This window comes from Ruegeria sp. CDSC079, assembly GCF_059610505.1.
The window spans coordinates 263163-283000 of sequence record NZ_JBXWNT010000002.1; the positions used below are offsets into that span (position 1 = coordinate 263163).

Below are 19838 nucleotides of genomic sequence, written 5' to 3' on the forward strand. Positions count from 1 at the left end.
TCATCTGAGTGTATGTGCTGCAAGCCTACTGGCTAGAGTCGGTCGACGTAAGTCTAATAGAGAATGCGAAACCGTCTGCGGATTTCAGCGTCCTGTTCTTCGGTCAGGTATTGCGGATGATGTCGTGCCAGGATGTCCTTTGCGTGCCGGCGGGCAACCGTCCACGCATCGGCGGCCCCTTCGGTCTGCCATGTCCGGGGTTCGTTCCGGTCAGCCAGCGCCGGATAGAAGTAGTCCCGCTCCATCGCGGCATAGGTATGGGTGCTGCCCAGAAAATGACCGTCGCCCAGTACCGCCTGGCAAATCGCGTCAAAGCCCAGATTCTCATCGGTCACTTCGATGCCGCGCAACGCGCGATAGGTATGAGAGTGCATTTCGTCGTCAAGAACGAACCCTTCGAAACTGGCGCCCAGCAAGGAAGCGGTCATACCCGAGCTTTCGTAGATCAGATTGCCGCCAGCCAGCGCCGCAGCGAGCGAGGTCATTCCTTTCTCGGCCCCGTACTGTGCGTCGACAGCTTTCGCATCAGTCATCGAGGCGGCCACACCCGAAGGCAGCCCCAGCGCGTTGGTGATCTGCGCCGACGCCGCGTTCAGGATGGCGGTCTCACCGCTGCCGCCTGCGAAAGAACCGGTGCGCAAATCGACGATGAAAGGCCAGTTGGAAAACACCATCGGAAAGCCGGGTTTGATCGCATTGACCATAACAAGGCTGGCCAGTGTCTCGGCCAAAGATTGCGCCAGAAACCCGGCAAGTGTTGCAGGGGCGGTGGCGCCTGCCTGTGCAGCGGTAATGCAGGACATCGGGATATTATGGGCGATACATTCATAGACAACGTCCACCGCATCTTCGCCATAACGCAGTGGTGAAATCACCGGACTTATGTGGGCTTTCAGGAACGGCCGCTTGGCAAACTCGCCTGGCCCGCCTGCAACGATGTCGAGCATTTCGACGATCGGGGCCACATGTTCGGCAAGGGTAAACGACGTGGCAATCGGTTTGGTGGTATTGCGAACCAGAGCGTAAACTGTGTTCACGTCCAGATCGAAAACATCTGGCAGATCAGTCGCGACACAGCAGCGCGTAAACCAGCTGACATTGGCCAGCGTATCCTGAAGCCGCGTGAAATCATGCAGATCGGCCAGCGTGGATGGGCGATAGTGGCCGCTCTCCAGATCCAGCGTCTGCACCGCCGCACCGCCGGTGCCAAAGAACACACGATTTCCGCCCACTTCGATCGAGCGCGCTTCGTCCCGGCCATGAAACGAGAAAGTCTTGGCAGCGGACCCAATAGCGTCTTCAACCATGTTTCGAGGAAATAGCAGCCGCCCTTGCTGTCCGGTTTGTGCACCGGCTGACCGCAGGTCGTTGGCCAGCCTGTCCGGGACCTCGCCCATGCCCAGAGTTTCCAGAAGCCTTAAGGCGGTATTGTATATTTGTTTGACTTCGGACTGTGTCAAAGGTTGAAAGCGACCACCGGCTTGCCCGGGGGGGCACGGATCTAAGGCGGGCTCTGCTGCGCGTTGCGCAAGACGCGCATTTCGACCGCTTCTTTTACTGCCCTTTGACAACGCCCAATCCTTTTCATGTCAGAATTCCCGGAACCGTAAAGGGCGATGCGGGGTCTCTGCAAAAGGGAAATGCGCCTTTCAGAATCCTCAATCGTAGTTTCGATTTTTCAGCACAAGCCATTCGTAAGCTGTTGCGAAGACCCGTTTTCAGCAAAACCTATTGGGGTTCAGAGGAGCAAAGCCAATGAAGTCGCGGACAAAAGTAGTGGTAATTGGTGGCGGGATCGCAGGGTGCTCAACTCTGTATCACCTGACGCAAGAAGGATGGGCAGATGTCGTCCTGGTCGAACGAAACGAGTTGACCTCTGGTACCACCTGGCATTCAGCCGCGCAGGTGACGAATTTTGGAACAAACCAGACCATGGTTGGACTGAAATCCCATTCGATCAAACTGTACCAAGACCTGTCTGCGAATCCCGACTATCCCATCAATTACCACCATGGTGACGGCGGAATCAGGTTGGCGAACACCCAAGCGCAAATGCAGGGATACCGACATTTCGCTTCGATGGCCCGGGGTATGGATGTCCATTTCGAGGTTATTGATGCCGAAGAATGCGCTCGGCGGCACCCTCTGATCTCGACCGAAAACCTAATTGGCGGGCTGTGGGATCCTTTGGACGGGGATATTGATCCGGCTCAGCTGTGTCAGGCGTTGGCCCGGGCTGCACGTTTGGCCGGGGCCGAGGTGTACCGGAATACCCCGGTTGTCGGGTTGACCCAACACAAGGATGACACCTGGACGGTGCAGACCGAACACGGTGATATCGACTGTGACATCGTGGTGAATGCCTGCGGATATCGTGTGAACGAAGTGGGCGCCTTGATGGGGGTGCACCACCCCGTGGCCTCGATGGAGCATCAGTATTTTCTGACGGAAGAAATTCCTGCAATCCGCGATGCCGGCCACCGAATGCCTTTGCTGCGATGTCCGATCAGCGATTTCTACTGTCGACAAGAAAAGAACGGCCTCTTGCTGGGGTTCTATGAACAGGGCTGCAAGACCTGGGGCATGGACGGGATCGATCCAAATTTTGTCAATGCACTGTGCCCGGACGATCTGGACCGTGTCTCGGATGTGCTGGAGGGCGCTTTTGCCCGGATGCCTGCTCTGTTGGAGGCCGGGATTCACACCGTCGTCAACGGGCCGATCACCTACACGATTGATGGTGCGCCGCTTGTCGGGCCGATCCCGGGCAAGCGCAACGCCTTCTGTATCATCGGCCTGCGGGCTGGATTGGGTGAGGGCGGTGGCCATGGTTGGCTGTTGGCCCAGCAGATTGTGCATGGAGAGGCCTGTTATGACACCTGGTGCCTGGACCCGCGTCGGTTCACGGGCCACGCAAATGTGGAATTGACGGCGCTAAAGGCAGTTGAAGATTACCAGAATGAATTCCGCTTTCACCTCCCGCATGAACACCGCCCTGCAGGAAGGCCCGCCAAGACCACAGCGCTGACCCCGGTTCTAGCGGCCGAGGGCGCCGAATTCACTGTCGTCAATGGATGGGAAAGGGTGGATTACATCAAGCCTGACCCCAGCTTTGAACCGACCCTCAGTTTCGATTTTGACGAAACCTATGATCTGGTCGGGGCCGAGGTGGCAAATGTTCAGTCCAATGTCGGGTTGTCCGAGGTGAATGGTTTCAACCGTATCGAGATTACCGGCGCGGATCGGCATGCCTTTCTGGATCGTCTGTTTTGCGGTGCTGTTACGCGCCGCGACGGCAGGGTTGGGCTGGGCTATCTTTTGAACCATCACGGGATGGTCAAAGCCGAAGCGACTGTGGCGAACCTGCCCGCCAGCGATCGCGGTCCTGCCCGGGTCTGGTATGGCTCGGCGGCGGCAAGTGAATTCCACGATATGGATTGGCTAAAGCAGAACCGCCACCCCGATGAAGACGTGCATTTACGCAGTCTGACCAACGACTGCACCATTCTGATCCTTGCCGGCCCGAAATCACGTGATGTGCTGGCGTCCTGCGCGCGCGGTGATTGGTCCCCGCTGGCTTTTCCATGGCTGAGCGTCAGGGAGTGCTTTGTTGGGTTCGCTCAGGCAACGGTGATGGCGGTAAGTTTTTCTGGCGAACTGGCATATGAAATCCACGTTCCCAACCCTTCGCTTTATAGCGCATATCTGGCGCTGCGGCGGGCTGGAGAGCACTTCGGCCTCAAGCTGTTTGGCGCTCGGGCGATCGACTCCATGCGGATGGAAAAGACGTTCCTGCACTGGAAGGCTGATTTGATCACCGAGTTTGATCCTTTTGAAACAGGTCTGAATCGGTTTGTGAGGTTGGAAAAGGGCGACTTCATCGGGCGCGATGCCCTGCTGAACCGTGATGCTTATGGGCCGCGGAGAAAACTCGTGCCGCTCCGGTTGGAAACCGAACAGGGATCTGCCCATGCCGGAGCTTCGCTGATGCTGGGTGACACGGTTGTCGGAACAATCACCTCGGGCGAGTGGGGACATCGCACCGGCCTCAATCTTGCCCATGGATTTGTCGATCCGTCACTTGCAGAAATCGGGTGCAAGATAGAGTTGGATCACTGTGGAATACGGGTCAACGCAACGGTGATCGCACCTTCGCCCTATGACCCGGACCATAGCAGGCTCCGGGCTTGACGCAGAACGGGCTGCAAGTTCATCATTGCAATGAGGGGCGTTCTTTGTTTCGCTAGTTTTGATGTAATCGAAACAACGGACTCTAAATGTGCCAAAGTCGCTAAGCCTCCGCTGGCTGGAAGTCTTTCAGTTGGTCGCAAAGTCAGGATCGATCCAACAGGTCGCATCGGAAACCGGTTTGTCCATCAGCACAGTTTCCAATCACCTACGAAGCCTTGAGACCGCGTTGGGCATTGATTTGGTGGATCACGGGCGTCGTCCAATGGGTCTGACACCTGCCGGTGAAGTCTATGCGCGCCATGTCCGCGATGGGCTGATCGTTTTGAAAAAGGCCGAGGCGGAGATCCGGTCGGGTAACTGGCGCCATGCGACGGATTTGAGGCTGGCACTGATTGATGATTTCGACAATCAAATTTCGCCGGATCTGTTTCGGTTTCTTGCGCATGCTTTGCCGCGCTGCAGTTTTCGGCATTTCACACGCCCCAGCCATGAGATCATTGCCAAGTTGCAGGAACATAAGCTGGATGCAGGGGTGGCGACCCGACCGTTCGAACGGACCGAGGGCCTGATCGAATACCCGTTGATGCGCGACCCTTTTATCGTTGTTTTGCCCGGAGCGTTCAGTGGCATGCCCGAGGAGATGTTTTCATCAAACGCAGAATTGCCGTTGCTGCGCTATTCGCGTGATTACGTGATCGGCAAGCAAATTGAGATACAGCTCAGGCGAGGTAAATTTGATCTGCCCAACAGGTTCGAACTGGAATGCAATCAGTCGATCATAGGATTGGTCGCTGAAGGCACCGGTTGGACCATCACCACGGCCGCAAGTTTTCATAGGGCCCACAGATTTCACGACCAAGTTCGGGTGGTGCCATTTCCCGGCCGAAACTTTGTAAGAACAGTGTCTTTATTCACGACCGACGTATACCCCGAGACCACTTCGAAGCTAATCCAGAGAGCGATGGGAAAGCTTATTCGTCAACATTTTACCGACCCGATGTGCGCAAGTCACGCCTGGTTGAAAGGTGAGTTTCGCACCATGGAGAATGAGGCCGCCTGAAGTCAGCCGGGGCGCCCCAGCGATTGGCGTTCGACCAAATTGGTTCGCAACTGTACATTGCAACTTTCGGTGGGCTTTTCGATCAATCCAACCAGTTCCAGCGCAGCCCGTCGACCCATTTCCCGATGTGGGACATGCACGGTCGTCAAGCCTGGATCGGTGATCTGCGCCAGTTCGATATCGTCGAACCCTGTGACGGATACGTCTTGAGGAACTCTAAGCCCCATCTCCTTGGCCCGGCGCGACGCACCGATAGCCAGAACATCGTTCCCGCACAGCACCGCTGTTGGTCGATCTTGCCGAGACATCAGACGGGAAAACGCCTCTGCCCCGTTTTCGATTTCATATGGCGTTTCTACGATCGTCAGCCGGTCATTTGGGATGTTGTTGCGGCGCATTGCTTCTTGCACCCCTTCGATCCTCAGTCGGGCACGGTCGTTTCCGGTGCTGACACCAGAAATCATACCCAGGGTTCGGTGACCCAGCTTGATCACTTGATTTGCCAGTTCGGCCATGGCCGCACGGTTGTCAAATCCGACCGAAGGGACTGGTGCGTCTGCCTGAAACGACCACGCTATCAGAACCGGAATCCTGCGCTTTGCGAGATAGTCATAGATCCGCGAGTCTCGATCATGCCCGATCAGCAGCAACCCGTCCGCCCCCCGTGCGACCAGGTTGCGTATCTGCTCTTCTTCGATCTCAGGCTGATAGGCCGAACTAGAGACAAGCAGGGTATAGCCATGCTGGCGCAGCTCTTCCTGAAAGGCCTGAAGTCCACGCGCAAAGATTGCGTTTTCCATGGTGGGAATGATGGCGCCGATGGTGTGCGACCGTCTGGCAGCCATAACACGTGCGGCAAAATTCGGCGTGTATCCCAAAGCGTCAACGGCAGACTGAACCCGATCACGCGTAGCCTGCACCACCAGGCTCGGAGAATTGAGGCAACGTGAAACCGTGGCGGTCGATACGCCCGCGAGTTTCGCAACATCCTCCAGGGTCGGTGCAGTTTTTGCCTTTGGCATTGTCAAACCTGAAATTTGATTTTGCAAATATGTGTAAGCTCTGCGCCGTCTAGGTGAAAGCAAAATGTAACCGCTTACAGAGATTGATTGCTTTGTCGCAGGCAAACCGGTGCGGGCTAGGCTCAGGAAAATACCAACCCGTCGCGATTTTGTGGTTGGATATTCAGAATGTATAAACTTCAAGTATAAAATATTTTTACTTGAAGGGATGTGCCACCTGGTCTAGCGTTTCAGGTAAAGCTGCGAATGGGGGAAGGTAACGATGCGTGTTGCATGTCTCGGCGGCGGGCCGGCTGGCCTCTATTTCGGGATTTCAATGAAGCTCCGCGATCCGGATGCCGAAGTGGTTGTTATCGAGCGAAACCGCCCGGATGACACCTTTGGCTGGGGCGTCGTGTTGTCAGATGAGACGCTGGATAATCTTGCAGCCAATGACGCAGCCAGCGCGGCGGTGATACGTAAACACTTTGCCTATTGGGATGACGTAGCACTTGTGCATAAAGGTCAGCGCACCGTGTCCAGCGGCCACGGATTTTGCGGGATCGGACGCAAGCAACTGCTGCTCATTTTGCAAGACCGAGCGCGCGAGCTTGGTGTCGAGATGCGCTTTGAGACCGAGGCGGCATCAGCCTCGGACTATATGATGAACTTCGACGTCGTTGTGGCTTCGGACGGGCTGAACTCCAAATCACGGGCCGAGTTCGCAGATGTTTTTCGACCTGATATAGACCAACGACGGTGTCAGTTCGTCTGGCTGGGTACGCATCAGAAGTTTGACGACGCCTTCACCTTTATTTTTGAGGAAACGCCAAAGGGCTGGGTCTGGGCACATGCCTATCAGTTCGACCGGGATACGGCGACTTTCATCGTGGAATGCTCGCAACAGACCTTCGATGCTTTTGGGTTTGGTGAGATGACCAAGCAAGAGTCCATCGCTTTGTGCGAAGACATTTTCAAAGATCATTTGGGCGGCCATCCCTTGATGAGCAATGCCAGTCATATCCGCGGCTCGGCCTGGCTGCGGTTTCCTAGGGTCTTGTGCGAAAAATGGAGTTACAAAAACTTGGTATTGCTGGGAGATGCCGCAGCGACCGCACATTTTTCCATTGGCTCGGGAACAAAGCTGGCACTGGAAAGCGCTATAGCGCTGGCTGACTTCCTCCATAAAGAAGATACGCTTGAAGCGGCTTTCGCGCGGTATGAGGACGAGCGTCGTCTTGAAGTGTTGCGCCTGCAATCGGCAGCGCGGAACTCGGTCGAATGGTTCGAGAATGTCGAACGTTACCTCGATCAGGATTCGGTTCAGTTGAATTACGCGATGCTGACACGGTCTCAGCGGATCAGCCACGAGAACCTGCGCCAACGCGATGCCAACTGGCTGGGGCATGCCGAGGCATGGTTCATGCAACAGTCTGGGGGCGCGGTTGATGGTCCGGCCCGGCCCCCGATGTTTGCGCCATTTCGCCTGCGGGGGATGCAGTTGAAGAACCGGATCGTGGTGTCACCCATGGCACAGTACAAGGCGGTTGATGGGTGCCCGGTTGACTGGCACCTGATCCATTACGGTGAAAGGGCCAAAGGTGGCGCCGGGCTGGTATACACCGAAATGACCTGTGTCAGCGCCGAAGGCCGGATCACTCCAGGATGCCCGGGGCTTTATGAGCCCGAACACGAGGCCGCATGGGCTCGACTCACCGAATTTGTCCATGCGGAAACCGACGCCAAAATATGCTGTCAAATCGGCCATTCGGGCCGCAAAGGTTCAACCTGCATCGGGTGGGAAGGAATGGACCAGCCGCTGAAGGAAGGAAACTGGCCTTTGATATCAGCTTCGGCGATCCCTTGGTCCGACGGTAACGCTGTGCCCAGCGCGATGGATCGTGCAGATATGGATAGGGTCACGTCCCAATTTGTGACCGCAACCCGGATGGCAGATCGTGCTGGGTTTGACATGATCGAACTGCATGCGGCGCATGGCTACCTCATCTCGTCCTTTATCTCTCCTTTGTCGAACACGCGCGACGACATGTATGGGGGCAGTCTTGAAAACCGTATGCGTTATCCGCTTGAAGTTTTTTCAGCTATGCGGTCGACCTGGCCCAAAGATAAGCCGATGGCGGTGCGCATTTCTGCCAATGACTGGGTCGGACCTGCTGGCGTGACGCCGCAACAAGCTGTGGATATAGCGGCGATGTTCGATGCGGCGGGTGCAGATATCGTGGATGTTTCCGCCGGGCAGACTTCGACCGATGCCAACCCGGTTTACGGCCGTATGTTCCAGACCCCTTTCGCGGACCGCATTAGAAACGAATGTGGCATCAGTACTATGGCGGTGGGGAACATCTATGAAGCCGATCACGTAAATTCGATTCTCATGGCCGGTCGTGCGGATCTGGTGTGCCTTGCCCGGCCTCATCTGGACGATCCGTACTGGACCTTGCACGCGGCTACGGCGTTGGGGGACCGGCAGGAAACTTGGCCCCGCCCCTATGAAGCCGGACGGGATCAGGCCTGGCGCCTGGCAGATCGCATGGCGGAAACGGCGGGTGAAGTATGAAACATGTCGTCATAACCGGCGGCGGCACCGGCGTTGGTGCGGCTATAGCCCAAGATTTCGCGAATGGCGGAGCAGCCGTTACCATTTTGGGCCGTACAGAGGCCAAGCTGCAGCAGCAAGCTTTGCCTTATGTCCTTTGTGATGTGACCGATGACAAGCAGGTCCGAGCTGCTATTGAAACAGCAAGGGCAGAACGCGGCCCGATTTCAATAGCGGTTGCGAATGCCGGCGCGGCCCATTCGCTTCCGTTTCATCGGATGACCGCCGATGATCTGCGGACCCTGACGGATGTGAATCTGGTGGGTGTTTTCAATCTATGGCAGGCGGCTTTGCCTGACATGCAAGCCGCAGGAGCGGGCCGTCTGATTGCCATCGCGTCCACCGCCGGATTGAAGGGCTATCCTTATGTTTCCGGCTATTGTGCGACAAAACATGCGGTGGTCGGGCTGACGCGGTCTCTGGCGGTCGAACTTGCGGCGACGGGCATCACCGTCAATGCGGTTTGCCCGGGGTTTGTGGAAACGCCGATGTTGGATCGCTCGATTGCGAACATCGTCGAGAAGACGGGAATGAGCGCAGAAAATGCGGTGAAAAGCCTGAAAAAGATAAACCCACAGGGTCGTTTCATCCAGGTCGAAGACGTAGCAGGTGCCGTGAGGTGGTTGTGCTCGGATGCGGCAAATTCAGTCAATGGCCACGCGCTTAGCCTGTCCGGAGGCGAGATATGAACCCAAACCCGCTTCAAGCACCATTGGAAGATCCATCCAAAGAGAGATTGCGGTTATGGCTGCGGCTGCTCAAGACCACGCGTGGCATCGAGGCTGCGCTAAGAGAGAACCTCAGGTTAGAGTTCGACACGACACTGCCGCGCTTCGACGTGATGGCAGCCCTGTCGCGGTTCGAAGATGGGCTGAAGATGAGCGAAATCTCGGGTGCGCTGCGCGTTTCGAACGGGAATGTGACCGGGATCGTGGATCGGCTGGCTGATGACGGCCTGCTAGTGCGCGTACCTGTGCCTGGAGATCGTCGTGCCCATCGCGTACGCATGACACAAAAAGGATGCGAGGAATTCGCACGTCAGGCCGCGGCGCATGAGGCGTGGATATCCGATATGCTTGGCCAGTTTTCCGCCGAGGACGCCCGCACTCTGACAACCGAACTCACTATTTCGGAGGAAATCGATGGCCAGTGACGTCAAACATTTTCGCTGCGAAATCCGGAACCGGGTTGCAACGATTGCACTGAACCGACCAGAGCGTAAGAACCCTTTGACCTTCGACAGCTATGCCGAACTGCGCGATTGGTTCAGGGATCTGGTCTATTCAGAAGAGGTAGATGCAGTGGTGTTCGCCTCAAATGGTGGCAATTTCAGCTCGGGCGGCGATGTGCACGAAATCATCGGTCCGCTAACGCGCATGAAGATGAAGGACCTGTTGCTCTTCACGCGAATGACCGGAGATCTCGTCAAGGCGATTGTGAATTGTGGCAAGCCGGTGATTGCTGCGGTGGACGGTATTTGCGTGGGGGCCGGGGCCATCATCGCTATGGCTGCGGATTTGCGTATCGCCACCCCGCAGGCCAAATGTGCATTCCTGTTCACGCGGGTGGGGCTGGCAGGGTGCGATATGGGGGCCTGCGCCATCCTGCCCCGTATCATCGGGCAGGGGCGTACGGCCGAACTGCTCTATACCGGACGCAGCATGACCGCTGATGAGGGGCTTTCCTGGGGGTTCTACAATGCGGTGGTTGATCCATCCGAGCTTGACGCTACCGCGCAATCTCTGGCTGACCGTATCGTGGCAGGCCCCAATTTTGCGCATATGATGACCAAGACCATGCTGGCGCAGGAGTGGTCTATGTCGATCGAACAGGCAATCGAAGCAGAGGCGCAGGCCCAGGCGATCTGTATGCAAACCGGAGATTTTGAACGCGCCTACAAGGCCTTTGTTGCAAAAGACAAACCAGTATTCGAGGGCGATTGATGGCAGATCAGAGCTTTCTTTCGTGGCCATTCTTTGACCCTCATCACCGGGGCTGGGCGGATCGGGTGCAAGACGTCGCTCGGGGACTAGCTATTGACCATGGCGACCCGGACCAGGCTTGTCGCGATCTGGTCCGCCAGCTGGGCGACGCCGGGCTGCTGCAGCCTACTTCGGACGAAAGCGGCCATTTGGATGTCAGGACGCTGTGCCTCAGCCGTGAAACACTTGCCCGCCATGATGGGTTGGCCGATTTCGCCTTTGCAATGCAGGGGCTTGGAACCGGTGCGATCTCGTTGTTCGGCTCAAAAGGCCAAAAGGCGCATTGGCTGCCGCAAACGCGCTCTGGTCAGGCTATCGCGGCCTTTGCATTGACTGAACCTCAATCGGGGTCGGATGTGGCAAATTCGACAATGACGGCTATCCGTGATGGCAACGACTTTGTCCTGAACGGTGAAAAGACATGGATATCGAACGGGGGTATCGCAGATGTCTACACCCTGTTCGCCCGTACTGGCGAGGCACCCGGGGCCAAAGGGTTGTCAGCTTTTATCATCACTCCTGATCTGAAGGGTTTCGAAGTTGTCGGGCGCCTGGACACAATCGCGCCACACCCATTGGCGACTTTGCGTTTCAATGATGTGCGTGTGCCGGCTAGCGCGATGATCGGTCAAGCTGGCGCAGGATTTCGTATTGCAATGTCTGTGCTAGATCTGTTCCGCCCGACAGTGGCCGCCGCTGCCCTGGGATTTGCACGACGCGCGCTAGATGAGGCGCTGACACGGGTATCGGAACGGCAGGTGCAAGGCGCCCCGTTGTTTGATTTGCAGATGGTGCAGGGGCACATCGCCGAGATGGCATTAGATGTCGATGCTTCGGCGCTTTTGATCTATCGGGCAGCGTGGGCCAAGGACAGCGGAGCGGCGCGCATCACACGTGAGGCGGCGATGGCCAAGTTGTTTGCTACCGATCAGGCACAGTTGATTATCGACAAGGCGGTTCAGTTGTTTGGTGGCGACGGGGTGCGTTCTGGGATGGCGGTTGAATCTCTGTACCGAGAAATCCGTGCCTTGCGCATCTACGAGGGCGCCTCGGACGTTCAAAAAGTAATCATTGCACGTCAGACGATGGCCGCGCACATGGAGGGAAGGTGATGCTTGGACCGTCTGCACATACCGACACGTTCAGCCGCGATAACCTGCCCCCCCAGGATCAGTGGCCCGACTTCCTGTTGGCGGGTTTTGCATATTCCGATCATGTGAATGCAGCATATGAGCTGACCGATGCCATGGTTGCCAAGGGCTTTGGTGATCATACCGCTTTGATCGGCAATGGTCGGCAACGAACTTATAAAGAGCTCAGCGACTGGACCAACAGGCTGGCACATGTATTGGTCGATGACTTGGGGGTCGAGCCGGGAAACCGGGTGCTGATCCGATCGGCTAACAATCCGGCAATGGTTGCGTGCTGGCTTGCCGCAACCAAGGTGGGTGCGGTCGTCGTCAATACTATGCCGATGTTGCGCGCTGCAGAACTGACGAAAACTGTCGATAAGGCGGAAATCCAGTTTGCATTATGTGATACCCGGCTGATCGACGAAATGCAGTCCTGCGCCAGTGATAGCCGGTTCCTGCAGCGGGTCGTCGGGTTCGACGGAACTTCAAACCACGATGCCGAGCTTGATCGTCTTGCACTTGAAAAGCCGGTACAGTTCGATTGCGTTAATACCGGGCGCGACGACGTGGCCTTGTTGGGTTTCACCTCCGGCTCGACAGGTGAGCCCAAGGCCACCATGCATTTTCACAGAGATATTCTGATCATTGCCGACAGCTATGCGCGTGAGGTGTTGCAGGTCGTTCCAGAGGACGTTTTTGTTGGTTCTCCACCTTTGGCCTTCACATTCGGGTTGGGCGGTTTGGCGGTGTTTCCGTTGCGGTTCGGCGCGACTGCAACCCTGTTAGAACAAGCCTCGCCTGCGGGCATGATCGAGATAATCGAAAAATACAAAGCGACTGTCTGTTTCACTGCGCCAACCGCCTATCGGGTCATGCTGCAGGCGATGGATGACGGTGTTGATCTGTCTAGTCTGCGTGCGGCTGTGTCGGCGGGCGAGACCTTACCGCAGCCAATCTATGACGAGTGGATTTCCAAGACAGGCAAACCAATGCTCGACGGGATCGGCGCGACCGAGATGTTGCACATCTTTATTTCAAACCGGTTTGACGATCACCGCCCAGCCAGTACCGGCAGGCCGGTTACCGGATATGAGGCCAAAGTACTAAACCCAGACGGTACTGAAGCTGCAGTTGGGGATATCGGACGCCTGGCTGTTCGTGGTCCGACAGGGTGCCGGTATCTGAATGATAAGCGGCAGGCGGGTTATGTGACAGATGGGTGGAATATCACTGGTGACAGCTTTTATCGGGACGCAGAGGGGTATTTTCATTTTTCTGCGCGCAATGACGACATGATTATCTCGGCCGGATACAACATAGCCGGACCCGAAGTCGAAGCCGCACTTCTGGCGCATGAAGCCGTTGCGGAATGCGCGGTGATCGGCGTCCCAGATGCTGAGAGGGGTCATATTGTCCAAGCACATGTTGTTCTGGCTTCAGGTACGGCTGATGACGCTATGCGCGAAGCCCTTCAGGCTCATGTGAAATCTATGATTGCCCCGTATAAATACCCGCGCTCGATCCGGTTCTGCGATGGTTTGCCCAAAACCGCGACCGGAAAAATCCAGCGTTTCCGCCTGAAATCATGATCAATGTATGTAGAATATAGCGGGCAGAAAGAATGTAAGAAAAAGACCGAATTGCCAAAGGCATAGACCGAACGTTGAGAATAATGACATAAATCGCGTTCATAGGGCCAACGAAGGGAGAAGACGATGAAGAGACTATTGGCGGCTGCAGCGATCACTGCGCTGTGCGCGACGGGTGTTACAGCGGAAGTTAAGGTGGGGATGATCACAACGCTTTCAGGCGGCGGGGCCGGTTTGGGCATCGACGTACGGGATGGGTTCATGCTTGCGATTGCTCAATCGGGGCGGGATGATATCGAGGTGGTGATCGAAGACGACCAGCGCAAACCGGATATCGCGGTACAGCTGTCAGACAAGATGATCCAATCCGAACGTGTAGATGTGATGACCGGTATCATCTGGTCAAACCTGGCGATGGCGGTTGTGCCAGCCGCCGTGAACCAGGACGTTTTCTATCTGTCACCCAATGCGGGCCCGTCACCTCTGGCGGGGAAGGGCTGTCACCAGAACTATTTCAACGTTGCCTGGCAGAACGACAACCTGCACGAGGCCGCGGGCGCATACGCCAATGGTGCGGGTTACAAGAGCAGCTTCATACTTGCTCCGAATTACCCGGCGGGTGTCGACGCGCTGACTGGCTATAAACGCTTTTTCGAAGGTGATCTGGCCGGTGAGATCTATACCGAGCTTGGCCAGACTGATTATGCAGCTGAAATCGCGCAAATCCGCGCAAGCGATGCGGATAGCGTCTTTTTCTTCCTGCCCGGCGGGATGGGGATTTCGTTTCTGAAGCAATATGCCGACAGCGGGATCGATCTTCCAGTTGTTGGCCCAGCCTTCAGCTTTGATCAGGGCATTCTGCAGGCGGTAGGCGATGCGGCGCTGGGCGTGGTGAACACTTCGCAGTGGAACAAGGATATCGACAACCCGACCAACGCTGCCTTTGTTGAAAGCTTTCAGGCAGAATACGGACGTCTGCCCTCGCTTTACGCCAGTCAGGGATTCGATACCGCTAACCTGTTGCTTGCCGCGCTTGACAAGGCTGACCCGTCAGATGCGGATGCCTTCCGCGAAGCGCTGAGGGCGGCGGATTTCAACAGCACACGAGGGGATTTCAGCTTTGGCCCGAACCATCATCCGGTTCAGACCATCTATGCGCGCGAAGTGATCAAAGAAGGTGATGTATTTACCAATAAGATCCTTGGCGTAGCTCTTGAAAACCACTCTGATGCCTACGCGGCCGATTGCAAAATGTAACTGAATTTCTGCCTGCCCCTAAAAGTGGGCGGGCAGATCACCGGAGTTTCCATGTCCTCGATCCTGATTATCGAGCAGATCCTGAACGGGCTGCAGTTCGGCGTCATGTTGTTTTTGATGGCTGCTGGCCTGACGCTGATCTTCGGGGTGATGGGCCTGATCAACCTGGCCCATGGCTCTTTGTACATGGTGGGTGCATTTGCCGCTGCAGCAGTTGCAGGGGCGACCGGGTCATTTCTGCTTGCTCTGATTGCTGCTCTGGCTGCGGCCGCACTGGCAGGGGTGATCGTAGAAATGCTCGTTATCCGGCGGCTTTATCAGGCACCACATTTGGATCAGGTTCTGGCCACCTTTGCACTGATCCTGATCTTTTCCGAAGGGACAAGGTGGGTCTTTGGGTCTTTCCCATTGTTCCTGGATATTCCAGCGGCACTTTCGGGTCCGATCACGCTGCAGGGCGGGATCGAATATCCCCTCTATCGCCTAACCCTGATCGGGACTGGTCTTGCTGTTGCAGTAGGTTTGTGGGCCCTGATCGAACGCACGCGTTTGGGTGTGCAGATACGGGCCGGTAAGAACGACCGGGAAATGATTGCCGCACTGGGCGTCGACATCTCGAAACTTTACACGTTGGTATTTGCACTAGGGGCGGGGCTGGCGGGGCTTGCCGGTGCTTTGGTTGGGGCAATTCAGTCGGTACAGGTGGGCATGGGTGAACCTGTTCTGATCCTGGCCTTCGTGGTTATCGTAATCGGTGGCATAGGCTCGGTTCGAGGGGCGTTCATCGGGGCGCTGTTGGTTGGGCTAACCGACACGCTGGGCGGGGTTTTCCTGCCCGAGCTGTTCAAACTGTTCATGGAACCGGGAGCCGCTCAGAAAAGCGGCTCGGCTCTGGCATCAATGGGAATCTATGTCCTGATGGGATTGGTCCTGATCTGGCGCCCAACAGGTCTGTTCGGAGCCCGCGCATGAGAATGAATGAAAGATACATCAATGGCCTGATGATCGCCGGCCTGCTGGCGCTGCCCCTTTGGGCGCTGGCCGTGGACCAGCCCTTCACAATCACGCTTGTGACGCGGGCGGTGATCTTGGCGCTTGCAGCGGTTGGTCTGAATGTCATCCTGGGAATTGGGGGGTTGGTCAGCTTTGGCCATGCTGTTTTCTTCGGGATCGGCGGCTATGCGATGGGCATTCTGACCTATCACGCGCAGACCTACACGGCACTGGATCTGGGCTTGATTTCTATCGAAGGCAGTAAATCCATGCCCGTGATCTGGATAGTTGCGATGCTTACTTCGGGCATTGCTGCCTTTTTCGTCGGTCTTCTGTCCCTAAGAACGTCAGGCGTTTATTTCATCATGATTACGCTGGCCTTCGGACAGATGTTTTACTACTTCGCGATTTCTTGGGCGCAATACGGGGGCGAAGACGGATTATCCATCTATGTTCGCAACGGTTTTCCCGGCCTCAACACATTGGATCCGATCCAGTTTTACGGCATCTGTTTCGCGCTGCTATGTCTCGTCCTGTTCCTGTTTGCGCGGATGCAAGCCGCGCCATTCGGGCTGGCTCTTAATGCGACGCGGCAATCTACGGCGCGGGTCGAGACCGTGGGATTGAACCCCATGCGGCTGAAACTTCTGGCCTTTGTTCTGTCCGGCGCTGTCACTGGTCTGGCCGGGGCGCTGTTTGCCGATCTCAACCGGTTCGTTTCGCCGTCTATGTTCAGTTGGCAGCTTTCGGGCGAATTGATTGTGCTGATAATCATCGGAGGTGTCGGACGCCTGATGGGTCCGGTAATTGGGGCTTGCGTGTTTGTCGCGCTCGAGCATTTTCTGGGCGAACTAACCGATTTCTGGCATGTATATTTGGGTGTTGTTCTGCTGTGCATCGTTCTGTTTGGTCGCGGTGGCCTGATTGGGCTGCTAACCGGGAAAGAGGGGGCACATGTCTGATCCGGTCCTTGCCACCGAGAGTCTGAACAAAAGCTTTGGTGCGTTAAAGGCTACGGATAACGTCTCGATTGATCTCAGGCCAGGAGAGATCCACGCCATCATTGGTCCGAATGGAGCGGGAAAATCCACGTTGATCCAGCAGATCTGCGGAGGTTTGCAACCGGATTCGGGGCGTGTTTTGCTGTGCGGACAGGATGTGTCGGACCTTGGCACGCAAAAGCGGGCAAGGGCAGGGATGGGGCGGACGTTCCAGATATCGGAACTGTGCATGGAAGATACGATTCTGGAAAACGTCGTGTTGAGCGCCATGGGTGCGGAAAACCTCGTATGGCGGTTCTGGAAACCTGCCTTGAAACGGCCAGAGCTGCTCGAAAGGGCCGAGGCTGCGCTGGAAAGGGTGGGCCTGGGCGATGAACGCGAAACGCGTTGCGCAAATCTCAGCCATGGTCAACGCCGCCAGCTTGAAGTCGCCGTGGCTTTGACTTTGTCACCTCGGGTCTTTGTCATGGATGAACCGATGGCCGGGCTTGGCGCTGGAGGGTCCAAGCGGTTGACCGGGTTTCTTGACGGTCTGCGGGAAGAGGCGCCCATCCTGCTTGTCGAACATGATATGGACGCCGTTTTTGCGCTGGCTGATCGGATCAGCGTATTGGTCTATGGCAAGGTGATTGCAACCGGGACGGCAGATGAAATCCGCGCAAGCCGTGAGGTGCGCGATGCCTATCTGGGGGATGAGGCATGACTTTGTTGCGGGTAGAAAACCTGACCGCGACATACGGCGTCAGTCAGGCTTTATTTGGTGTCGATCTTTCTCTGGCGCAGGGCGAGGTTACAGCTCTTATGGGGCGCAATGGGATGGGCAAGACCACGACTGTCAAAGCCATTTGCCGGATGATCCGGTCCGAGGGCACTCTGTCGCTGAACAATCAGAATCTGCACGCTCTACCCAGCTATAAGGTCGCGCGTCTTGGTGTCGGGCTGGTACCCGAGGGGCGCCGGTGCTTTGCCGACCTGACGGTCCGCGAGAATCTGATCGCCGCTGCCAGACCCGGCGAGTGGACATTGCAGAAGGTGGCTGAACTGTTCCCACGGCTAGAGGAACGTCAGGGCCAAAGGGCAGCCTCACTATCCGGCGGAGAACAACAGATGCTGGCTATCGGGCGCGCCCTGATGACGAATCCGCAGCTCTTGATCCTCGATGAAGCAACCGAAGGGCTGGCTCCGATCGTGCGACAGGAAATCTGGTCGGTCTTGCATCGCCTAAAACAGGAAACCAATGTTTCGATCCTGTTGATCGACAAGTCTCTGAAAGAGTTGGCGCTGGTGTCTGACCGCGCGGTCATTCTTGAGCGCGGTAAAACAGTCTGGTCTGGCGCGATGGTGGATCTCGGTCATGACATCACAGAAAAATATGTGGGGGTCTGATGACTTTTGAATTCCACCAAAAGGTTCTGTTCAAACATTGCGACCCGGCGGGGATTGTCTTTTTCCCGCGCTATTTCGAGATGATCAATGATTGCGTTGAGACCTATTTCGATCAGGTGCTGTGCAAACCGTTTGAAGAGATTCATCCTGTTGGCGCAGTGCCTACCGCACAGATACAAACCCGATTTTCAGCGCCCAGCCGTCACGGTGACCATTTGATATTCCGGATGAAGATCACAAAGATCGGACGCAGTTCAGCCGAATACTCGGTCGTGGCCAGTTGTGCGCAAGAGGAGCGACTGACAAGCGTAGCAACGCTTGTTCATGTAGATTCAAAGGGCGGTCCAACGGCCTGGCCCGCAGACATCCGTAAAAAACTCGAGGCATTCAGGGACGACGCGCTATGAGCCACAAGACAATTCACCCCGACGGCTGGTTGCCTGCCAAAGGATATGCCAATGGCGTTTTGACCAAAGATGGAACGTTACATATCGGCGGGCAAATAGGATGGGACGCGAACAAGAAATTTGTCAGCGGCGGGTTCATCGGACAGATGAAACAGGCGCTGCAGAATATCGTTGATATTGTCGAGGCCGCTGGTGGCTCGGCCCGCGATGTGACCCGCCTGACCTGGTTCGTAACAGACAAACGCGAATATCTGTCTCTGCAAGCCGAAGTTGGGGCCGCCTATCGTGAGGTTTTCGGCAGGCATTTTCCTGCGATGTCAATGATCATCGTGGCGGGTTTGGTCGAAGACGAGGCCTTGTTGGAAATTGAAGCGACAGCACATTTATCCTGAAGGCAAGCGACATTGAAACGGGCCCAGCGGAATGAATTTGAGCGATTTTCACCATAGGAGGTGAGAATTCTGCCAAACCTCTTTTCTGAAATCACAGGGCCGCCGAAGCGGGTTGCAGCGGCCTAAACCGGGCTGAATTTTGCGCTCGTACCAGAGTGAAAAGGCCAACGTGCAGGGCGTAACCAAGTCATTTGGGCGACCGATTGAATGGTGAGGGGAGACAAAGACAAACTTCCGCCGCTATTTCGTCAGATCAATCACAAATTCATATCTCAAACAGATCCTCAACAAAACATGAGGGTCGACGCAGTGAAAAGAGTCACAAGGCATCTAAGTCTCGAAAGACGGCGGTTGTCGCTGATTGCGGCTCTGGCTTTTGCCTCGGGTTTCACTCTTTACTCACATATAGAGGCAACGCGTTTCGGATTACCCGTCCCGGTTGTTATCGGCCTGATCTATATGGCTGTCATTGTATGCGCGACGGCTCTATCCACCTATTTCCTTCCTGGCTTGCGCCGCGTCACGGATACGGTGGCGATGACGCGTCTGGCATTTGCTCTTTGGGTGGCCGGAACCCAAAGCCATGAGATCGCAGCCTCGCCCACAATCAGCGCCGCCGTTGTGGTAGGGGGCGCGATCTTCGTGTTGCAAACGGGTTCTTTGGTTCAAAAGCTGGCCGGTAATCGACCGGATTTCGGCTTTGTCCCTCACATTGTTGGAAACACGCGTCTGTTTCTGGCCTGGTTGGATAACGCCTGCGAATATCAGGGTGCCCGGGTCCAGCCGGTATTTGCAGGAAAGACGCCTCGAACGGTGGTCTGATGGCAAA

At 56.1% G+C, this 19838-nt stretch carries 18 protein-coding genes; 16 read left to right on the forward strand and 2 right to left on the reverse strand.

The window, feature by feature from the left end; all coding sequences use genetic code 11:
- Positions 1–53: 53 nt before the first annotated feature.
- On the reverse strand, positions 54–1571 hold the full coding sequence (locus AC2FIC_RS04590) for a trimethylamine methyltransferase family protein (RefSeq protein WP_496692983.1): 1518 nt from the start codon (positions 1569–1571) through the stop codon (positions 54–56).
- A 184-nt stretch (positions 1572–1755) separates the two neighbouring features.
- Between AC2FIC_RS04590 and AC2FIC_RS04595 the strand changes: the two genes are divergently transcribed.
- Positions 1756–4191, forward strand: coding sequence for a GcvT family protein (locus tag AC2FIC_RS04595; RefSeq protein WP_496692984.1), 2436 nt, complete (start codon positions 1756–1758; stop codon positions 4189–4191).
- Positions 4192–4279: 88 nt separating this feature from the next.
- Complete coding sequence (locus AC2FIC_RS04600) at positions 4280–5251, forward strand: LysR family transcriptional regulator (RefSeq protein WP_271949993.1); 972 nt, start codon at positions 4280–4282, stop codon at positions 5249–5251.
- Positions 5252–5253: 2 nt separating this feature from the next.
- Here AC2FIC_RS04600 and AC2FIC_RS04605 read toward each other — a convergent pair whose 3' ends face one another.
- On the reverse strand, positions 5254–6273 hold the full coding sequence (locus AC2FIC_RS04605; protein ID WP_142637781.1) for a LacI family DNA-binding transcriptional regulator: 1020 nt from the start codon (positions 6271–6273) through the stop codon (positions 5254–5256).
- A gap of 262 nt (positions 6274–6535) precedes the next feature.
- Here AC2FIC_RS04605 and AC2FIC_RS04610 point away from each other — a divergent pair, with 262 nt between their 5' ends.
- The 14 genes from AC2FIC_RS04610 to AC2FIC_RS04675 all read left to right on the forward strand — a co-directional run bounded on the left by AC2FIC_RS04610 (position 6536) and on the right by AC2FIC_RS04675 (position 19831).
- Entirely contained in the window at positions 6536–8830 is a 2295-nt protein-coding gene (locus tag AC2FIC_RS04610; RefSeq protein ID WP_496692985.1) for a bifunctional salicylyl-CoA 5-hydroxylase/oxidoreductase, read from the forward strand.
- On the forward strand, positions 8827–9558 hold the full coding sequence (locus AC2FIC_RS04615) for an SDR family NAD(P)-dependent oxidoreductase (protein ID WP_496692986.1): 732 nt from the start codon (positions 8827–8829) through the stop codon (positions 9556–9558). The genes AC2FIC_RS04610 and AC2FIC_RS04615 overlap by 4 nt, the downstream gene beginning before the upstream one ends.
- On the forward strand, positions 9555–10022 hold the full coding sequence (locus tag AC2FIC_RS04620) for a MarR family winged helix-turn-helix transcriptional regulator (RefSeq protein WP_496692987.1): 468 nt from the start codon (positions 9555–9557) through the stop codon (positions 10020–10022). Before AC2FIC_RS04615 ends, AC2FIC_RS04620 begins: the two co-directional genes overlap by 4 nt.
- Positions 10012–10812 (forward strand): enoyl-CoA hydratase family protein, encoded by an 801-nt coding sequence (locus tag AC2FIC_RS04625; RefSeq protein ID WP_496692988.1) that lies wholly within the window; start codon positions 10012–10014, stop codon positions 10810–10812. The genes AC2FIC_RS04620 and AC2FIC_RS04625 overlap by 11 nt, the downstream gene beginning before the upstream one ends.
- Entirely contained in the window at positions 10812–11963 is a 1152-nt protein-coding gene (locus AC2FIC_RS04630) for an acyl-CoA dehydrogenase family protein (RefSeq protein ID WP_271950000.1), read from the forward strand. The genes AC2FIC_RS04625 and AC2FIC_RS04630 overlap by 1 nt, the downstream gene beginning before the upstream one ends.
- Positions 11963–13573: an AMP-binding protein gene (locus tag AC2FIC_RS04635; RefSeq protein WP_496692989.1), complete on the forward strand. Its 1611-nt coding sequence runs from the start codon at positions 11963–11965 to the stop codon at positions 13571–13573. Before AC2FIC_RS04630 ends, AC2FIC_RS04635 begins: the two co-directional genes overlap by 1 nt.
- Before the next feature lie 126 nt (positions 13574–13699).
- Positions 13700–14830 carry an ABC transporter substrate-binding protein gene (locus tag AC2FIC_RS04640; protein WP_496692990.1) on the forward strand — a complete coding sequence of 377 codons (1131 nt, stop codon included), beginning with the start codon at positions 13700–13702 and terminating at the stop codon, positions 14828–14830.
- A 51-nt stretch (positions 14831–14881) separates the two neighbouring features.
- On the forward strand, positions 14882–15802 hold the full coding sequence (locus AC2FIC_RS04645) for a branched-chain amino acid ABC transporter permease (RefSeq protein ID WP_496693029.1): 921 nt from the start codon (positions 14882–14884) through the stop codon (positions 15800–15802).
- Between the two features lie 2 nt (positions 15803–15804).
- Positions 15805–16785: a branched-chain amino acid ABC transporter permease gene (locus AC2FIC_RS04650; RefSeq protein WP_496693030.1), complete on the forward strand. Its 981-nt coding sequence runs from the start codon at positions 15805–15807 to the stop codon at positions 16783–16785.
- Positions 16778–17527, forward strand: a complete 750-nt coding sequence (locus AC2FIC_RS04655) for an ABC transporter ATP-binding protein (protein ID WP_281995513.1) — start codon at positions 16778–16780, stop codon at positions 17525–17527. The genes AC2FIC_RS04650 and AC2FIC_RS04655 overlap by 8 nt, the downstream gene beginning before the upstream one ends.
- Positions 17524–18210 carry an ABC transporter ATP-binding protein gene (locus AC2FIC_RS04660; RefSeq protein ID WP_496692991.1) on the forward strand — a complete coding sequence of 229 codons (687 nt, stop codon included), beginning with the start codon at positions 17524–17526 and terminating at the stop codon, positions 18208–18210. Before AC2FIC_RS04655 ends, AC2FIC_RS04660 begins: the two co-directional genes overlap by 4 nt.
- Positions 18210–18617: an acyl-CoA thioesterase gene (locus AC2FIC_RS04665; protein WP_142637803.1), complete on the forward strand. Its 408-nt coding sequence runs from the start codon at positions 18210–18212 to the stop codon at positions 18615–18617. Before AC2FIC_RS04660 ends, AC2FIC_RS04665 begins: the two co-directional genes overlap by 1 nt.
- Positions 18614–19009: a RidA family protein gene (locus tag AC2FIC_RS04670; RefSeq protein WP_142637805.1), complete on the forward strand. Its 396-nt coding sequence runs from the start codon at positions 18614–18616 to the stop codon at positions 19007–19009. Before AC2FIC_RS04665 ends, AC2FIC_RS04670 begins: the two co-directional genes overlap by 4 nt.
- A 309-nt stretch (positions 19010–19318) precedes the next feature.
- On the forward strand, positions 19319–19831 hold the full coding sequence (locus AC2FIC_RS04675; protein ID WP_142637807.1) for a hypothetical protein: 513 nt from the start codon (positions 19319–19321) through the stop codon (positions 19829–19831).
- Positions 19832–19838 lie beyond the last annotated feature (7 nt).

What these genes read in the sequence shown, in the direction of transcription:
- AC2FIC_RS04665 (WP_142637803.1), top strand. Translation starts at nt 18,210, where the DNA reads ATGACTTTTGAATTCCACCAAAAGGTTCTGTTCAAACATTGCGACCCG.
- AC2FIC_RS04625 (WP_496692988.1), top strand. Translation starts at nt 10,012, where the DNA reads ATGGCCAGTGACGTCAAACATTTTCGCTGCGAAATCCGGAACCGGGTT.
- AC2FIC_RS04615 (WP_496692986.1), top strand. Translation starts at nt 8,827, where the DNA reads ATGAAACATGTCGTCATAACCGGCGGCGGCACCGGCGTTGGTGCGGCT.
- AC2FIC_RS04595 (WP_496692984.1), top strand. Translation starts at nt 1,756, where the DNA reads ATGAAGTCGCGGACAAAAGTAGTGGTAATTGGTGGCGGGATCGCAGGG.
- AC2FIC_RS04670 (WP_142637805.1), top strand. Translation starts at nt 18,614, where the DNA reads ATGAGCCACAAGACAATTCACCCCGACGGCTGGTTGCCTGCCAAAGGA.
- AC2FIC_RS04605 (WP_142637781.1), bottom strand. Translation starts at nt 6,273, where the DNA reads ATGCCAAAGGCAAAAACTGCACCGACCCTGGAGGATGTTGCGAAACTC.
- AC2FIC_RS04620 (WP_496692987.1), top strand. Translation starts at nt 9,555, where the DNA reads ATGAACCCAAACCCGCTTCAAGCACCATTGGAAGATCCATCCAAAGAG.
- AC2FIC_RS04660 (WP_496692991.1), top strand. Translation starts at nt 17,524, where the DNA reads ATGACTTTGTTGCGGGTAGAAAACCTGACCGCGACATACGGCGTCAGT.
- AC2FIC_RS04630 (WP_271950000.1), top strand. Translation starts at nt 10,812, where the DNA reads ATGGCAGATCAGAGCTTTCTTTCGTGGCCATTCTTTGACCCTCATCAC.
- AC2FIC_RS04640 (WP_496692990.1), top strand. Translation starts at nt 13,700, where the DNA reads ATGAAGAGACTATTGGCGGCTGCAGCGATCACTGCGCTGTGCGCGACG.
- AC2FIC_RS04645 (WP_496693029.1), top strand. Translation starts at nt 14,882, where the DNA reads ATGTCCTCGATCCTGATTATCGAGCAGATCCTGAACGGGCTGCAGTTC.
- AC2FIC_RS04650 (WP_496693030.1), top strand. Translation starts at nt 15,805, where the DNA reads ATGAATGAAAGATACATCAATGGCCTGATGATCGCCGGCCTGCTGGCG.
- AC2FIC_RS04635 (WP_496692989.1), top strand. Translation starts at nt 11,963, where the DNA reads ATGCTTGGACCGTCTGCACATACCGACACGTTCAGCCGCGATAACCTG.
- AC2FIC_RS04655 (WP_281995513.1), top strand. Translation starts at nt 16,778, where the DNA reads ATGTCTGATCCGGTCCTTGCCACCGAGAGTCTGAACAAAAGCTTTGGT.
- AC2FIC_RS04610 (WP_496692985.1), top strand. Translation starts at nt 6,536, where the DNA reads ATGCGTGTTGCATGTCTCGGCGGCGGGCCGGCTGGCCTCTATTTCGGG.